19 protein-coding genes are annotated in these 16,087 nt (G+C 68.6%); 13 read left to right on the top strand and 6 right to left on the bottom strand.

Going from position 1 to position 16,087, the window contains the following annotated elements; all coding sequences use genetic code 11:
- Window positions 1-84 precede the first annotated feature (84 nt).
- The 10 genes from ACFV15_RS18305 (at window position 85) to ACFV15_RS18260 (ending at window position 7,784) form a co-directional block, all read left to right on the top strand.
- Window positions 85-699 (top strand): succinate dehydrogenase cytochrome b subunit, encoded by a 615-nt coding sequence (locus ACFV15_RS18305; protein ID WP_378351711.1) that lies wholly within the window; start codon window positions 85-87, stop codon window positions 697-699.
- 2 nt (window positions 700-701) lie between these two features.
- Window positions 702-2,630, top strand: coding sequence for a fumarate reductase/succinate dehydrogenase flavoprotein subunit (locus tag ACFV15_RS18300; RefSeq protein ID WP_378351649.1), 1,929 nt, complete (start codon window positions 702-704; stop codon window positions 2,628-2,630).
- On the top strand, window positions 2,627-3,385 hold the full coding sequence (locus ACFV15_RS18295) for a succinate dehydrogenase/fumarate reductase iron-sulfur subunit (protein ID WP_378351648.1): 759 nt from the start codon (window positions 2,627-2,629) through the stop codon (window positions 3,383-3,385). Before ACFV15_RS18300 ends, ACFV15_RS18295 begins: the two co-directional genes overlap by 4 nt.
- Before the next feature lie 149 nt (window positions 3,386-3,534).
- A complete protein-coding gene (locus ACFV15_RS18290) occupies window positions 3,535-4,656 on the top strand; it encodes a WXG100 family type VII secretion target (RefSeq protein WP_378351647.1) in 1,122 nt (373 codons plus the stop codon).
- Window positions 4,657-4,673: 17 nt separating this feature from the next.
- The gene (locus ACFV15_RS18285) at window positions 4,674-4,994 is read left to right on the top strand and encodes a hypothetical protein (RefSeq protein WP_378351646.1); all 321 of its coding nucleotides are present in this window, start codon (window positions 4,674-4,676) and stop codon (window positions 4,992-4,994) included.
- Window positions 4,991-5,764 (top strand): ESX secretion-associated protein EspG, encoded by a 774-nt coding sequence (locus ACFV15_RS18280; protein WP_378351645.1) that lies wholly within the window; start codon window positions 4,991-4,993, stop codon window positions 5,762-5,764. The genes ACFV15_RS18285 and ACFV15_RS18280 overlap by 4 nt, the downstream gene beginning before the upstream one ends.
- Window positions 5,761-6,153 (top strand): YbaB/EbfC family nucleoid-associated protein, encoded by a 393-nt coding sequence (locus tag ACFV15_RS18275; RefSeq protein WP_378351644.1) that lies wholly within the window; start codon window positions 5,761-5,763, stop codon window positions 6,151-6,153. Before ACFV15_RS18280 ends, ACFV15_RS18275 begins: the two co-directional genes overlap by 4 nt.
- Complete coding sequence (locus ACFV15_RS18270) at window positions 6,150-6,455, top strand: type VII secretion target (RefSeq protein ID WP_378351643.1); 306 nt, start codon at window positions 6,150-6,152, stop codon at window positions 6,453-6,455. The genes ACFV15_RS18275 and ACFV15_RS18270 overlap by 4 nt, the downstream gene beginning before the upstream one ends.
- On the top strand, window positions 6,452-7,204 hold the full coding sequence (locus ACFV15_RS18265; RefSeq protein ID WP_378351642.1) for a hypothetical protein: 753 nt from the start codon (window positions 6,452-6,454) through the stop codon (window positions 7,202-7,204). Before ACFV15_RS18270 ends, ACFV15_RS18265 begins: the two co-directional genes overlap by 4 nt.
- 28 nt (window positions 7,205-7,232) lie before the next feature.
- Complete coding sequence (locus ACFV15_RS18260; protein ID WP_378351641.1) at window positions 7,233-7,784, top strand: NUDIX domain-containing protein; 552 nt, start codon at window positions 7,233-7,235, stop codon at window positions 7,782-7,784.
- Here ACFV15_RS18260 and ACFV15_RS18255 read toward each other — a convergent pair.
- The 3 genes from ACFV15_RS18255 to ACFV15_RS18245 all read right to left on the bottom strand — a co-directional run bounded on the left by ACFV15_RS18255 (window position 7,767) and on the right by ACFV15_RS18245 (window position 11,041).
- The gene (locus ACFV15_RS18255; RefSeq protein WP_378351640.1) at window positions 7,767-8,561 is read right to left on the bottom strand and encodes an FHA domain-containing protein; all 795 of its coding nucleotides are present in this window, start codon (window positions 8,559-8,561) and stop codon (window positions 7,767-7,769) included. The two genes, ACFV15_RS18260 and ACFV15_RS18255, sit on opposite strands and share 18 nt — an antisense overlap.
- Window positions 8,558-10,336 (bottom strand): serine/threonine-protein kinase, encoded by a 1,779-nt coding sequence (locus tag ACFV15_RS18250; protein ID WP_378351639.1) that lies wholly within the window; start codon window positions 10,334-10,336, stop codon window positions 8,558-8,560. Before ACFV15_RS18250 ends, ACFV15_RS18255 begins: the two co-directional genes overlap by 4 nt.
- A gap of 75 nt (window positions 10,337-10,411) precedes the next feature.
- A complete protein-coding gene (locus tag ACFV15_RS18245; RefSeq protein WP_378351710.1) occupies window positions 10,412-11,041 on the bottom strand; it encodes a class I SAM-dependent DNA methyltransferase in 630 nt (209 codons plus the stop codon).
- 52 nt (window positions 11,042-11,093) lie between these two features.
- Here ACFV15_RS18245 and ACFV15_RS18240 point away from each other — a divergent pair, with 52 nt between their 5' ends.
- Window positions 11,094-12,470 (top strand): hypothetical protein, encoded by a 1,377-nt coding sequence (locus tag ACFV15_RS18240; protein ID WP_378351638.1) that lies wholly within the window; start codon window positions 11,094-11,096, stop codon window positions 12,468-12,470.
- Here ACFV15_RS18240 and ACFV15_RS18235 read toward each other — a convergent pair.
- Together ACFV15_RS18235 and ACFV15_RS18230 are read right to left on the bottom strand one after the other, a co-directional pair.
- Window positions 12,455-12,958, bottom strand: coding sequence for a hypothetical protein (locus ACFV15_RS18235; protein WP_378351637.1), 504 nt, complete (start codon window positions 12,956-12,958; stop codon window positions 12,455-12,457). The two genes, ACFV15_RS18240 and ACFV15_RS18235, sit on opposite strands and share 16 nt — an antisense overlap.
- Before the next feature lie 54 nt (window positions 12,959-13,012).
- Window positions 13,013-13,333 carry a spore germination protein GerW family protein gene (locus ACFV15_RS18230; RefSeq protein ID WP_378351636.1) on the bottom strand — a complete coding sequence of 107 codons (321 nt, stop codon included), beginning with the start codon at window positions 13,331-13,333 and terminating at the stop codon, window positions 13,013-13,015.
- 55 nt (window positions 13,334-13,388) lie between these two features.
- Here ACFV15_RS18230 and rnhA point away from each other — a divergent pair, with 55 nt between their 5' ends.
- Window positions 13,389-13,841, top strand: a complete 453-nt coding sequence (rnhA, locus tag ACFV15_RS18225; protein WP_378351635.1) for a ribonuclease HI — start codon at window positions 13,389-13,391, stop codon at window positions 13,839-13,841.
- A 1-nt stretch (window position 13,842) separates the two neighbouring features.
- Here rnhA and ACFV15_RS18220 read toward each other — a convergent pair whose 3' ends face one another.
- On the bottom strand, window positions 13,843-14,388 hold the full coding sequence (locus ACFV15_RS18220) for an EF-hand domain-containing protein (RefSeq protein ID WP_378351634.1): 546 nt from the start codon (window positions 14,386-14,388) through the stop codon (window positions 13,843-13,845).
- Window positions 14,389-14,582: 194 nt separating this feature from the next.
- Here ACFV15_RS18220 and ACFV15_RS18215 point away from each other — a divergent pair.
- Window positions 14,583-16,087: glycoside hydrolase family 28 protein (locus ACFV15_RS18215; protein WP_378351633.1), on the top strand; the 1,505-nt coding region annotated here is incomplete at its 3' end.

Here is a 16,087-nt window from a genome sequence, read left to right as displayed (position 1 = left end):
GTGTCCACGGATCTCGTTGTCCCACCACGAAAACGCACGTCGATCGGCCGGTTCTGGGCGTCGACCATCGGGAAGAAGACCGTCATGGCGGTAACCGGCCTGGCGCTGGTGGCCTATCTGTTCGCGCACATGCTGGGCAACCTGAAGGTCTTCCTCGGCGCCGCCGACTTCGACCGGTACGCGGCCTGGCTGCGCACGATCGGCGAGCCCGTGCTGCCGTACGGGGCATTCCTGTGGATCATGCGCGCGGGCCTGGTCGTCGCCGTCGGCCTGCACATCATCGCCGCCGCCCAGCTGTCCATCAGGGACCGCCGGGCAAGGCCGGTCCGGTACGTGCACAGCCAGCGCGCGCGGGCGAGTTTCGCGACCAGCACGATGCGCTGGGGCGGCGCGACGCTGGCGGTTTACCTGGTCTGGCACATCCTCGACCTGACCGTGGGCGTGGCCAACCGGGACTACGTCGACGGCAGGCCGTTCCACAACATCGTCGCCGACTTCAGCGTGTGGTGGGTCAACGTGATCTACCTGGTGGCGCTGCTGATGCTCGGGCTGCACCTCAACCACGGTTTCTGGAGCGCGGCCCGCACGCTGGGCTTCGCGGGCGGGGCGATCAGGACCGTCGGCACCCTCGTGAGCGTGGTGATCACGGGCGGCTTCCTCGCCGTCCCGATCGGCGTGATGACCGGATTGGTGGCTTGACCATGCTCGACCACACCGTCGGATCTCCCATCGCCGACACCAAATCGCCGGACGTCGCACTGGAAAGGCGCTGGAGTGAACGGAAGTTCACCGCGAAGCTGGTGAACCCCGCCAACCGCCGCAAGCACCGGGTGATCGTGGTCGGCACCGGGCTCGCGGGCGCTTCGGCGGGCGCGACGCTGGCCGAGCAGGGCTATGACGTGGTGCAGTTCTGCTTCCAGGATTCCCCGCGCCGTGCCCACTCCGTGGCCGCGCAAGGCGGCATCAACGCGGCGAAGAACTACCGCAACGACGGCGACTCCGTCTACCGGCTGTTCTACGACACGGTCAAGGGCGGTGACTTCCGCTCACGGGAGTCCAATGTGTACCGGCTGGCGGAGATCTCCACGCAGATCATCGACCAGGCCGTCGCACAGGGCGTGCCGTTCGCCCGCGAGTACGGCGGTCTGCTCGACACGCGCTCGTTCGGCGGCGTGCAGGTCCAGCGCACGTTCTACGCGCGAGGCCAGACAGGGCAGCAACTGCTGCTCGGGGCCTACCAGGCGCTGTCCAGGCAGATCGATGGCGGCGGTGTCGAGATGCACGCCCGCACCGAGATGCTCGACCTGATCGTCGTGGACGGCCGCGCGCGGGGAATCGTCGCCAGGAACCTGATCACCGGGGAGATCACGACGCATCTCGCCGACGCCGTCGTGCTGGCCACCGGCGGCTACGGCAACGTGTTCTACCTGTCCACCAATGCCAAGGGCTCCAACGCGAGCGCGATCTGGCGCGCGCACCGCCGTGGCGCCTGGTTCGCGAACCCGTGCTTCACCCAGATCCACCCCACGTGCATCCCACGCTCCGGCGATCACCAGTCGAAGCTGACGCTGATGAGCGAGTCGCTGCGCAACGACGGCCGGATCTGGGTGCCCCTGTCCCCCGGCGACACCAGGCCGCCTGGCCAGATCCCGGAGAACGAGCGCGACTACTACCTGGAGCGGATGTATCCGAGCTTCGGCAACCTCGTGCCGCGCGACATCGCGTCCAGGGCGGCGAAGAACCGCTGCGACGCGGGCTTCGGGGTCGGACCGGGCGGGCTGGGCGTGTATCTGGACTTCGCCGACGCGATCGCACACCTTGGCAGGCAAGCGATCGAGGCCCGCTACGGCAACCTGTTCGACATGTACCAGCGGATCACCGCCGAGGATCCGTACCAGGTCCCGATGCGCATCTACCCCGCGATCCACTACACGATGGGTGGCCTGTGGGTGGACTACGACCTCCAGAGCACGATCCCCGGGTTGTTCGTGATCGGCGAGGCGAACTTCTCCGACCACGGCGCGAACCGGCTCGGCGCCTCGGCGCTGATGCAGGGCCTGGCGGACGGCTACTTCGTGCTGCCGACCACGATCAACGACTACATCGGCGGCGGCGACTTCGACACTGTCTCCCCCGCGCATCCCGCGGTCACCACGGTCGAAACCGAGGTGCGGGCCCGGCTGGGCAGGCTGCTCTCGATCAACGGCACGCGGACCGTCGATTCGTTCCACCGCGAACTGGGCCTGCTGATGTGGGACCACTGCGGCATGTCCCGCACCGACGCCGGTCTGCGCAAGGCGCTGGAACGGGTGCCCGAACTACGCGCGGAGTTCTGGAGCTCGGTCCGCGTCCCCGGTGCGGGCGCCGAGCTCAACCAGGAGCTGGAGAAGGCCAACCGGGTCGCGGACTTCCTCGAACTGGCCGAGCTCATGCTGCTCGACGCCTTGCTGCGCGAGGAGTCGTGCGGCGGGCACTTCCGCGAGGAGCACCGGACCGGCGACGGCGAGGCGCTGCGGGACGACGCACGCTTCAGCCACGTCGCCGCGTGGGAGCACGGCGGGCGACCCGTGCTGCACCACGAGGAACTGACCTTCGATCATGTCCACCCGACTCAGCGGAGCTACACGTGAAACTCACCGTGCGCGTCTGGCGCCAGTCCAGCCCTGCCGAACGCGGGCGGATGGTCGCCTACACCGTCGACGACATCAGCCCGGAGATGTCGTTCCTGGAGATGTTGGACGTCCTCAACCAGGACCTGATCACCAGCGGCGAGCAGCCGGTGGCGTTCGACCACGACTGCCGGGAGGGCATCTGCGGCTCCTGCGGGGTGGTCATCAACGGCCGGGCACACGGCCCGGAGCGCACGACGACCTGCCAGCTGCACATGCGTGCCTTCCGCGACGGCGACGTGATTGACGTGGAACCGTGGCGCGCCAAGGGTTTCCCGGTGGTCAAGGATCTGGTCGTCGACCGCTCGGCGTTCGACCGGATCATCCAGGCAGGCGGCTATGTCACCGCGCCGACCGGCAGTGCCCCGGACGCGCACGCCACACCGGTGCCCAAGCCGGACGCCGAGACGGCCTTCGACAACGCCACCTGCATCGGCTGCGGCGCGTGCGTGGCAGCCTGCCCGAACGGCTCGGCGATGCTGTTCACGTCGGCGAAGGTGACCCACCTCAACGTGTTGCCGCAGGGGCAGCCCGAGCGCGAACAGCGGGTGCTCGACCTCGTCGCGGCCATGGACGATGAAGGGTTCGGAGGCTGTACCAACACCGGCGAGTGCGTGACGTCCTGTCCGAAGGGAATCCCGTTCGCCAGCATCGCCACCTTGAACCGGGAGTTCCTGCGGGCGTCGGGCCGGGCTCCTCGCAAGACAATCCAGTGAGACCGGCCATTTTTTTCGTGAAGTGCGATCAAGACAGCCGGCCCTTCGCTCCGCCTCGACTAGGCGCGACCTAGCCCGTTTCATCGTGATTTCATCGGCCTCCCCTACCTTCCGTCCAGGCATGACCGGCGCGGACGAAGGCGGGGGTAATGGCGGGCGAACCCGATGCGGGGAACATCGCGGAAACGGCGTCAGAGGGCGTAAACGACCTGGCAAGCGCGGCCACCGGCCTGCTGGGCCCGATCGGTGACCTGGCGAAGCCACTCGTCGACGCGCTGAACAACGTCTGGGAGGGGTATTTCGGCTCGCCCACTCCCCCGGACGGCACCAACTGGAACGCGTACACGCACGAGCAGCTCTACCAGATGCTCTGGGACGACGCCGATGTCGGCGACGTCAGCGCGGTCGCGGCCGAGTGGGACCGGCACGGGACCGAGCTCACCGGCCATGGCGAGACACTGCGTGACCAGCGTGCTTCCCTCAAGGAGAGCTGGAGCGGCCAGGCCGCCGAACGGGCCGCGGACCGGCTTGGGGAGCTCAGTCAGCGGACGTCCGGGATCGGGAACCGGGCGGCGACCGTCGGCGAGGCGGCTCAGGGCGCCGGGGACGCGCTGGCCACCGCGCGCAACACCATGCCACCGCCGCCTGGGGACGCGCTGGGGCCTGCCGCGAGTGCCGCGGTCGCCGGGGCAGGGGCGGGTGCCGCGATCGGGGCGATCGTCGGGGCGGGTGCCGGTGGGGTCGGCGCTGGGCCCGGTGCCTTGATCGGCGCCGCGATCGGCGCGGTGGCCGCGGGCGGGGCGAGCTTGTTCCTCGCCGATGTCGCGGCCGCCGAACGGAAGGCCGAGGCCGTGCACGTCATGCAGCGCTACGAGGAGAGCCTGCGGAACAGCAGTGACGCCATCGCCCCCGCCGGGTCGACCAAAGCCAAGACGTTCGGTCGGCTGGGTGCCGACGAGACGACCAGCGCGGCCGGATACACCGGCGGCAGCGCGAACTCCGGCGCTGGGCTGTCTTGGGGACAGGCGACCGGAGCGGGATTGACGGGTGGGCTCATGACCGGTGGCGGGCTGACCGCCGCGCTGGCCGGGCGGGCGGCGATGGCTCAGCTCGCCGCGGCACGGGCCGCGGGGAACGGCGGGATGATGCCGGGTCATGGGGCGCGCGCTCAGGGCGAGGAAGAAAAAGAGCACAAGAACCGCATGCCCGTCTTCGATCAGCCGCTGCTCGACGCCGATGAGATGACCAGCACGCCGGTCATCGGACTGTGACGGACGGGAGCGGAAACATGCACGGATATCGCGTGGTGCCAAGGGAACTGACCGCGCAGGTCAAGGCCATCAGCACCGTCGGCGATCAGACCACGGCGCTCGCCGGCTCGGCGAACCGGCTCGCCGAGCGGCTGCCACTGCTCGGGACCGCGCCGCCCGCGCTGCATCTCGCGCGACGGTTGCGGGAAGAGGCGGGGCGGACTGGGCTGACCGGGGAGGTCGATGCGGCGGGCACCGAGGTCACCGGCTTCCACGACGCGCTCAAGACCACGGTCGGCCGGTATCTCGACCGGGAGTCCGATGGCGCGCAGGCGGTCGAGAAAGGCGGCGGGCAATGACCGATACCGTCCACTTCGGACTGGTCGAGCTGGACCTGCTGGCCGCGCACGCCGGGGCGAAGTTCCCGTTTCCCTTGCGGATTCCGTCTTTCGGGCGGATCGACGGGGAACGCGAGGTGCTGCTCCACGCGGCCGGTGCGACGCTCGAGGCGAGCGGGCTCGCTGATGAAGACGGGCCCGCCGGAATCGCCGCCGACGTGGTCGCCGCGCTGCGGCACCGGCAGGGCACGATCGATCTCGTGGTGGCCGACGGCGACCAGACCATCGCGGCCGTCGCGATGGTCTGCCGGTCATGGGCGCTGATCTGCCGTCAGCGACTCGACGATGACCTCACCGGAACGGTGCGGGTGTCGCGAGTGCCCGAGGCGGCGCTGGCCGATGAGCTGTTCGCGCTGGTGCCTGACCGCGCGGCCGCGCGGTCGATGCCGATCACGTTGCCGGCGCATGCCGTGGACGCCGCGGCCGGGCTGGCCTGTGGCAACGACCGTGAGCACGAACGGCGGCTCCGGGACCTGGTCCGGGACTGCGGCGGCGATCCCGGCGTGCTCGATCAGCTCGCCGGGCTGGTGTCGACGGTGATCGGGCGCGGGCAGCTCGGAGCGACCCGAGGCTCGACGCGACTCGGCACCGAGCTCTCGTGGCTCGATGGGCCGCGCGGGCGTGTCCGGATCAATCGCGCCACCGGATGGGTGAGTGTCAATCCGTTACGGCATAACGACTTGCGGTTCGCACTGGGCGAACTGGCCTTGGCATCGAGGGGAACACAGTGACTGCGGCTCAATGGCTGGCGGACTACGACGGGACGCTCGCGCGCGCCGCGGCGAGTGCCCGGATGGCGAGTGACCAGCTGCGGCAGGTCGGCGGAAGTGCGATCTCGCCGCGGGGCGAGGTTCAGATCATGGTCGGCCCCAGCGGCGCGCTCGAAGATCTGCGGCTGACGCCATCCGCGCGGACGCTCGAGGCCGATCAGCTCGCGCGGCTGATACTGGCCACGGCCCGGCAGGCGCAGCAGGCGGTCGGGACACAGGTCGTGGAGATCATGACGGACTATCTGGGCGACGGGCCCGCGCTGGACTTCGTCAAGGAGAACCTGCCGGCCGAAGCACGCCCGGTCCGCGATGACGACTACTTCACCAACCCACCGGAGATCACCCGATGAGCGCACCTGGCTTCGAGGTCGACGCGACCCAGATCCGCGCGCACGCCGCAGGCGTCGGCGCGCTTGCCGACCAGCTTTCCGCCGCGGCGCGAGGACTTCCGGACAGGCTTGGCCCGCAGACGCTCGGCGGTTTCGTCCAGCCGCTCACCGCCGGGCTGGGCGACGCGATGGCGCGGACCATGGCCGCCGTCACGCACGCATCGTCCACTGTGGACGACTTGAGCACGTGGCTCACGCTGGCCGCCGACGGCTACGACCGCGTCGACGACAACAACACCGTGCGCTGGGAGGATCTTCGATGACCGCGGACACCGCTGGGCTGCTGGCCGATCTGAGGTCGACGACCGAGGCGGTGAAGAACCAGGACTGGGTCGCCGCCGGTCTCGGCGGAGCCTCCACCGCGCTCGACCTGCTCGGACCGGTGCCGAGTCCGCTTTCGGCGATCGCGGGCGCGGGTTTCGGCATGGTCATGGATCTCGTCTCGTTCCTCGAAGAGCCACTCAAGCAGCTCGAAGGCGACCCGAGCCCCGTCTCATCGAACTCGCGGAGCCTGCACGGCGCCGGTCAAAACCTCGACTCCGCGGCCGATTCCTACCGCGAGTCAGCGGACCAGGAGACGACCGGGTGGTCGGGAGGGGCCGGGGCGAACTACCGCGACACGAGCAAGAAGCACGCCGACGGGATCAAGGCGCTCGGGCAGGCGAGCACGGCCGTGTCACACGCGCTGTCCGGCGCCGGTCAGGTGGTCGCGCGGGTGACGGAGCTGGTCACGGGCTTGATCACCGAAGCAGCCGGGAAGATCATCCCGATCATGACACAGGCGGTGGCCGCCGCACCGGCCACGTTCGGCGCGAGCGTGGCCGCGGCGATCCCGCAGATCGTGCAGATCGCCGTGGAGTACGGGCAGAAGATCGCCGAGAAGATGGGCACGCTGCTGGCCAGCTCGGACAACCTGCTGCGGCTGCTGCAGGCGGTGCTCGGGACGGTCGAAGCGGTGACGACGGCGCTCACCCAGCTCAGCGGCGGAGCGAAGGGCGATAAGGTGCGCTGAAAATCGCACGACCGAATGAGGCGGCTCGATGAACCACTGCGGCGACCCCGCGCTGTTCGCCCAGGACATCCTTGACGACGGCGAGCCGGAGGGCGAGTTCGTCACCGGGATCGCGAGCAGGCTGCCGCGCAAGAGCGTCGCCGCCGGTGCGCTCATCCGCGACGAGGCAGGCCGGGTCCTGTTCGTTTCGCCGATCTACAAGCCTTACCTCGAAATCCCCGGCGGGCTGACCGAGGACGACGAGTCGCCGCTCGCCGCCTGCCGTCGCGAGGTGCTCGAAGAGCTGGGCATCGACGTCCACATCGGACGCCTGCTGGTGGTCGACTGGATGCCGACGCACGGGCTGTGGCGGGACAGCATGCAGCTCATCTTCGACGGCGGCGTGCTCGACGCCGACCGGATCGGCCGGATCCGGCTGCAGGCCGACGAGATCAGCCACTGCGAATTCCTCGACCTCGACACCGCCAAGACGCGTCTGCGGCCGTCGAAGGCACGCCGCATCGAGCTGGCCTACCGGGCGATGCTCGGCGGCGACACCCTCTACGGCGAGTTCGGGCGGACGTCAGTCGTGGTTGAGTAAGCCCAGATCCGGTGGCACGAGCGTGGTGCTTTCCATCAGCTCGCGGACCAGGTTGTGGTTGAGGGTGTTGCCGACGGGCTCGCCGACCTCCTCACGGGTCAAGCCCGCGACACCGCCGCGGCTGAGCCTCGTGCGGACGCCGACCACGAGATGCTCGACCTTCTTGTGCGTCCAGTCCTCGTCCGGCCGGAGATCGTTGAGATGCTCGGCGGCCTGCCGCCAGGACAACGGGTTCGGGTATGCCTCGTGCAGGAGGTAGCGCTGCCCGAGCACGATCAGCGCGAGCCGCTCGGACGGCGACAGCGCCCAGGTGTGCGGCGGGCGGGTCGGCGCGTCGTGCTCGGTGCGCTGGCGGCCGCCGTCCCGCGCTCCGACGTGGACCTCCAGCAGGTGCTCGCGGCCGCTGGAGCCGCGCACGAACAGCGGCGTGTACCCGGGCGCGAGCGGCAGCGGCTCGTCTTCGCTGAACAGCAGCCGCGAACCCGGCAGGCGCAGCGGCAGCCGCCCCGAAGTGCTGATCCACCACTGGTCGTCGCGGTGCGTCAGCGAGCCCTGGTGCCTGCTGATCCGCCGGTCGTTCTCGCCGACGCAGACGTGGACGTCCGGCCGGTTGCGGCCGAACAGGATCGTCCGCCCTTCACGCGGGCCGACCGTGATGCCGCCGGTCACCGCCAGCACGTGCAGGGTGCCCGACTCCCCTGGCGGCACGCCCCACGCGAGACTGTGATGGGTGGACGGCAGCGCGGTGCCGTCCAGCTGGGCGAGCCGTTCGCTCATCGGTGCCTCCACGCGGTCATCAACTCGATCGCCAGACGGCAACGCTCATCTTGGGACGAACCGCCGGACACGGAACCGAAGACGGCGTCATCCTGCAGATTGCGGAAATCGTCCTCGTATTGGTAGAGGGTCATTCCGACCTCGCAGGTGGCGCTGCCGTTCTTTTCCTGGAATACGACGGCTCGCTTGTCCTTGAGCTGAACGGTCTTGGCCACGTTCTTCGCCTCCGGTAGTTCGCGGCGGAGGAATTCCAGTTTGAGCTGATAAGCGGAGCCCGTCCAGGTACACGCCCAGTTGCCGAACCCGGGCTTCGGATGCGCGAAATCGACGCCGCGCACGTCCGACAGCCCCGGCGAGGACTCGAGCGCACACGCGTCCAACCTGATCGCGGAGCTCGGATCCGGCTGCGCCCTGCGGGGAATCGGACCTCGGGCCAGCATCTCGGCCGCGTAGTCGGTCGCGGCGCCGGCCACCGCGCAGAGGTCGTCGAAATCCGGCTGCCGGTGCCGGAACGCGTCGATCCGGATCTCGTACCCCTCGGGCAGCAGAATGCGGTTGACGCAGTATTCACCGGCCGAGGTGCCACGGAGAACGGCGAAGCCGCCCTTGTTCTCGGCCACGCCGGGGATCTTGACCGGCTTGGCGACCGCGACGAACTTGAGCCTGGTGTCGATCTCACCGAGGTCGTACTTCAAGATCACGTCGCACTGGTCGAAACCATCGACATCCTTGACGAAATCCGCCTCGCCGAAGCGCTTCAACGGGCCGGAGGGGATCAGCGGGCACGGGTCGGCGGTGCGCGGGTCGCCCATGATCATGGTTTCCGGGAGAACCAGCCCCTGTGCTGGTTTCGCCTCGGGCGGTCCGCTGAGCGCGAACCAGGCCACCAGGCCCGCCACCACGGCCATCGCCGTACCGGCCAGCACCAGCTTGCGCGAACCGCGACGCGGGGCCGCGGGCGGCTCCGGAAGCGTCATCCCGGCGACCTCGGCCAGCAGGTCGCGTGCCTCGGCCGCGGTCGGGCGCCGTACGGGGTCGACGGCCAGCAGCCGTTCGAGCACCGGGCCCAGCGGACCGGCCTGGCGCGCGGTGGCGATGGTGCCGTCCGCGGCACGGCGGATCCGGAGGAAGGCGTTGTCGGTGGTGGCGCCGACCGGCGAGGTGCCCTCGACCGCGGCGAACAGGGTCGAGCCCAGCGAGAAGATGTCCGAGGCCGGTACCGGGTCACTCCCCCGCGCGACCTCGGGCGCGACATAGCCGGGTGTGCCCGCGAGCAGCGCCGATCCGGTGACCGTCTCCTCACCCGCGACGATCTGGGAGATGCCGAAGTCGCCGAGCTTGGCCTCGCCGTCGTCGAGCATGAGGATGTTGGCCGGCTTGATGTCCCGGTGCAGCATGCCCTTGGCGTGCAGCGCGACCAGCGCGGCGGCGATCTGCGCGCCGGCATGAGCCGCCTCGACCGGGGAGAGCACGCCGCGCTCGGCCATCGTCCTGGCCGGGACGTATTCCATGACCAGCCAGCATTCACCGCCGTCGTCGAGCACGTCATAGAGCGTCACGACATTACGATGGTTCAGCTGGGCGAGTAATCTGGCTTCGCGGCGCAATTCCCGGATCTGCTCGGAGTAGCGCCGTCCGTCGCCCGGAATTGCACGTTTGAGCGCCACCGGCCGGTCGAGCCGCTCATCGACCGCTCGCCACACCACGCCGTTCCCGCCGGATCCGACCTGCTCCACCAGCCGGTATCTACCGGCGACGACCTCTCCGGCCCGCATTTCCCCTCCCGCGCCCCGGGACGCTGAGTACTGCCCCGCAGGCAAGGAATGACCTTACTGCCTTCTCGCCCCTGGCTACTCGCCTCGGCGCGAAATGATCAGCAAATGCTCCTCGGCTTCCGCGTCCTGCTTATCCGGCTTGAAGATCTCCGCGTGCGTGCCGAGGACCGTCAGCCCCGCTGATTCGACCCGCGCCACCAGATCCGCCGGGGCGAAGCTGGTGACCCGGACCGTACGCCCCAGGAAATCGACGTCCACCTCTTCGATGTCCTTCGGCACCGTCACAATCGACAAATACCCGCCGGGAACCAGCCAGCGTGCGATCTTCGCGAGCACGGATTCCGTTTCCGCGCGTGACATCTGCAGAAACGGGAAGAACGCGCAGACCGCCTCCCAGCTCTCGGGCGGTGAGGTCCACTCGCGGACATCGGCCTGGATGAACTCCGCGGACGGCACTTGCGCGCGGGCGATGCCGATCATGACGCCGGAGACGTCGATCCCGGTCACCCGGCAGCCCGCCGCGGCCAGGTCGTGTGCGACCGGGCGGCCGGTGCCGCTGCCGATGTCGAGCACGCGCGCGGCGGGTGGCAAGCGCTCGAGCAGCTCGCGGACCGCCTTGTCGATGACCGGTGGCCTGCCGAAGGCGTCCTCGTAACCCGCTCCGATGTCGTCGAAAAGCTCCGCCGCCGTCACCGGGCGCTGCATACTCACATCGACCTCCGCATGATCCGGCCCCCACCGTAGCGAAAGCGAAGTCATGACCAGTCTGAAACGAGCAGGATCACTCGTCACGGCGGCTCTGGTCGTCGCCGCGACACTGACCGGGACCGCGGCAGCGGACACGCCGTTCGCGTCAGCCGTCTTCAAGGCGACGCACAACAGCTACTCCGGCGGCACCAAGAACTCCATCACCTACCAGCTCGACCACGGCGTCCGGTTCCTCGAGTTCGACATCCACGACAACCTGTTCGGCTCGACCGGCGACTACTCGCTCGGCCACAGCGGGCCCGGCGACGAAGTCGACCACGCGGGCAATCCCGCGTCGAACAACCTGCGCGACTGGCTCACGGCCGTGTCGAACTGGTCCGACGCGCATCGGACGCACGCGCCGCTGGTCGTCATGCTCGACCTCAAGGACGACCTCACCGACAACCCGTCGTACGCGGCGGGCAACATGACCGCGCTCAACCAGGAGCTCACGAGCGCGTTCGGCTCGAAACTGCTGCTCGCCAAGGATTATCCCGGCGACCTGCCCTCGGTGGACGCGTTGCGCGGGCGCGTGATCAGCCTGCTTTCGGGTGACGGCAAGAGCCGCGCCGAGTACCGCCGCGATCTCGGCTACCACCCCGCGGTGGCGGTCAACGGCCGCGGCCAGGTCGTCGAAGTGCACGACTCCGGCGGTGGCTCGCTCTGGTACTGGACCGGGACGCTCGGCGCGGACAACCGCGTGACTTGGCTCAGGCACGGCAAATACGACAGCGGGCAGACGCCGGCGGTCGCGCTGCGCGACGACGGCACGCTCGTCGAGGTGCACCAGTCGCAGACCGCGAGCACACTCTGGTACCACGTCGGCAAGCTCGGCGCGGACGGCGAGATCACCTGGTCGCCGAGTCATCAGTACGACAACGGCGTGCTGCCGACGATCGCGTTCACCGGCTCGACACTGCGCGAGATCCACAAAAGCCAGAGCAGCAGCCAGAACTGGGAGTGGCGCGGCACGCTCAGCGGCCAGACGGTCGCCTGGACCGGCAATGCGAAGACCTCCGACGCCCGTTACCCCAAGTCGGTCTCGGGACCGGTGAGCGTCTGGACCGGCGCGGACGGTGCCACGCCGGCCCAGACGCTCCGGTACTCGGCCACGGGCGTGACCGGGGACCGCATCCGCTATCAGCAGACCGCGTTCGACGAATACCAGGAAGGCGACAGCGCGGAACTCAAGCAGGGCGCGCTGTTCTACGCCGCTCCGGCGACGAGTTCTTCGTTCATCGTGGCGGCCCGCCAAGCCGGGCGTGCCGTACGAGGCTGGGACTTCGACGACCCGTCCCGCGCGACCAGCCCGCTCGCCAACTACCCGGCCACCAACCATCCGTGGGACGGCTGGTACCGGTCACTGCTGGCTCAAGCGGCCGAGTAACCGCCGCCGGTCGCCGGCGCCCCCTTCGGCTTGACGACCACCTGCGGCTTCGGCGCGGGTGGCTTCGGCTTCGTCGTGGTGGGCGTCGGCTTCGTCGTGGTGGGCGTCGGCGTCTTGGTCGGCGTCGGCTCGGGGGTGCCCTTGACGACGAAGGTCCGCGACGTCTTCCTGCCGTCTTTACAGGTGAACGACGCGACATACTTTCCCGGCTTGTTCACTGCCGTGCCATAGCCGGACATCCGGCCGAAGTTGCCGCCCATCGTCCACCGCAGTGGCTCGACGAGGCCGGGCGACGTCACTGGTGTGGCCGGGTAGCAGCCACCCATGTCGACGTGCTGGTCCGCGACCAGCCGACCGCCCGGGTCGACCAGCGACGGCCCGAAGGACCACGACACGTCCTTCGCCGCCTGCGCGGGCGACACCCCCACCCCCATCGCCAGTGCGGAAACCGCCACGGCGATCAAGCCGCGTCTTACTAGAACAGACATGAATATCCCCTTTCAGCGTCCCCTCGCTGATCACCTGCACGCGGGGGATATCCGTCAGGTTGCCTTGGGCAGTCGCTTCCTTCTCAGATGCAGGTACGCGATCGCCACCAGGGCGCCGAACACCGTGCGCAGGATCCGCGTCACGTCGATGGCGGGCACCCAGGTGACGCAGCCGTTCTTGACCACGAACGCGCCCACCGGCCGCCCGCCCGCGCCGAACCCGGCGCCTTCGCCCTCGTCGGCGCCTTGGCGACCCTGTCCCCCTCCTCCGCCGCCGAGAACACTGGCCGCGGGGATGATCACCACGCCGTCGCGCTCGATCGGGTCGGCGTACACCCGTTGCACCGTGATCGAGTCACGCACGGTGCTGATCATGTCGTTGAGTTTCACCCCGCCCACGAAACCACAACGCGGCCGTTAGGGTGGCGCGGTGAGCGAGCAAGTGGTCGAGATCTTCACCGATGGAGCCTGTGTGCCGAATCCCGGGCCGGGTGGCTGGGGCGCGGTGTTGCGGTACGGGACCGTCGAGAAGGAACTGTGCGGCGGTGAGGCCGGCGAGACGACGAACAACCGGATGGAGCTGACCGCGCCGATCGAGGCGCTGGAAAGTCTCACACGTCCGGTCACTGTGCGGTTGTACACCGACAGCACCTACGTCCGTAACGGCATCATGAGCTGGGTCGCCAAATGGAAGACCAACGGCTGGCAGACCTCGGCGCGGCAGCCGGTGAAGAACGCCGACCTGTGGAAACGGCTCGAGGAGGCCGCGGCGCGCCACGAGGTCGAGTGGCACTGGGTCAAGGGGCACGCCGGGCACCCGGAGAACGAGCGCGCCGACCGGCTGGCCGCGAAAGGCCTCGAACAAGCGACCGGGAAACGGTAGTTCAGGCGTTGCCGAGCATATTCGAACCGGGTTCCTCGGCAATGGTCGCCATGAATACCCCCTGAATCGCGGCCCGCCATTCGGCGGAAGTGATCCGGCCGTCGTGATCGGTGTCGATCTGCGCGAACGCACCCGCCGCGACCTCGCCGCCGATGCCGACGCTCGCGTAGATCGCGCCCATCTCCTCGTGGCTGAGGCAGCCGTCGCCGTCGGTGTCGACCGCGGTGAACAACGCGTCCGCCACGCAGGTCACCGCGTCGAGATAGTCCGTGGTGTGCAACAGACCCCGGTCGACCGCGGCCAGGTACTCCGCCTTGCTGACCCGGCCGTCGCCGTCCCCGTCGGCGTCCTCGCGGATCTGCTCCCACCAGTTGAGGTAGCCGTCGCGCACGGCTTGGCCGTAGATCGAACCGGCGGGCCGCTCGATTCCGGCGAGCACCGATTCCGAAATCTTTTCGAAATCATCCCGATCGAGCGCGCCGTCGCGCGTGACGTCCAGTACGTCGAATGCGGTGCTCAGGTTGGCGATCTGCAGTTCGCTCAGCATCAGACCAAACTATCGGCGTTCGCCACGCACTGTATGTAGCCCGATCGAGCAGCGTGTTTCCGCCCGCCAGAGGTGCCATCCTTCGGCTGTTGACGTGAGCTGGAACGCGCTCCTAGTGTTCCGAGGCGAAACCGCTTTCAGTGCATCTTCGAGCTCCGCCGCCTCGACGCCGCACCCCCTAGTGAAGGAAGAAGATGAAGCGTCGACCGACCGGAGCAGCGTTCACCGTGCTCTCCCTCACCGCGGCACTCGCCACCATCGCGCCAGCCGGGGTCGCCACAGCATCTCCCAACGCCGCGTCCTTCAATGTCAAGGACTTCGGCGCCAAGGGCAACGGCACCACCGTCGACTCCCCCGCCTTCGACAAGGCCATCACCGCCGCCAGCAGCGCGGGCGGCGGCATCGTCGAGGTGCCGTCGGGCACCTACCTCGCGCGCACGATCCACCTGAAGAGCAACATCACCATCAACCTGCAGGCAGGCTCGAAGATCATCGCCTCCGGCAGCGGGATCGACGCGCCGGAGTCCAACTCCAACGACAAGTACCAGGACTTCGGGCACAGCCACTTCAACAACGCGCTGCTGCGCGGCGCCGGCGTGGAGAACGTCTCGTTCACCGGCTCCGGGGTCATCGACGGCAACAACAAGCTCGAGACCGGCGAGAACATCAAGGCGGGCATCGGCGACAAGATGCTCTCGCTGACGCTGTGCAAGAACATCAGCATCAGCGGCATCACACTGCGCCAGGCCGGGCACTTCGCGATCATCGCCAACGGCTGCAACGGCATCAAGATCGACAAGCTGAAGGTCGACACCGGCGACGACCGCGACGGCATCAACTTCATCAACAGCTCGAACATCGAGATGTCCAACTCGACCATCGTCGCCAGCGACGACGCGGTCGCGTTCAAGAGCGACTACGCGCTGGGCAAGACGTTCGTGTCCGAGAACAACATCGTGCGCGACACCTCGATCACCTCGACCGAGAACAACGCGCTGCAGTTCGGCTCGGAGACCTGCGGCAGCTTCCGCAACATCCAGTTCAAGAACCTGACCATCGGCGGCGCCTCGAAGGCGGGCCTCGGCATCGTGTCGATGGACGGCGCGACCATCGAGAAGGTCAGCTACGAGAACATCACGCTGACCAAGACCGGTTCGCCGATCTTCATGCACATCGGCAACCGGGGCCGCTGCCCCGGAAAGCCGGGCCCCGGCAAGATCCGTGACATCTCCTTCAAGAACGTCACCGGCACCAACCTCACCGCGCCGAAGGACATCCCCGGCGACCCCGACTACGCCAGCACCATCTCCGGCCGCACCGACTCCCCGATCGAGAACATCACCTTCGACACGGTCAAGCTGACAGTCCCCGGCGGCCACCCCGCTTCCGAGGCGACCGCCAACCCGCCCGAGGTCTCCGACGCCTACCCGCCGCGCATCTTCGGCAAGCGCCCGTCGTACGGCTTCTGGATCCGCCACGCCAAGGCGATCGGCTTCGTCAACAGCGTCTTCGAGTTCGACAAGACCGACGGCCGCCCGGCCATCACCACCGATGACGTGGCAGGCGTGTTCCTCAGCGGCTCCAAGGTCGAGCGCAGCGGCGGCACGTATGACGTCACGTGGCGCAAGAGCAGCGCGCAGCAGGTGAGCGACAGCACGACCACCAGCGGCCAGGCTCTGCGCATCCGCACCCAGTACTT

The sequence above is a fragment of the Amycolatopsis sp. NPDC059657 genome (assembly GCF_042734395.1).
Lineage (GTDB): Bacteria > Actinomycetota > Actinomycetes > Mycobacteriales > Pseudonocardiaceae > Amycolatopsis.
The sequence above is the reverse complement of the archived record's forward strand: the minus strand, read 5'-3'. Positions and strand labels throughout refer to the sequence as shown.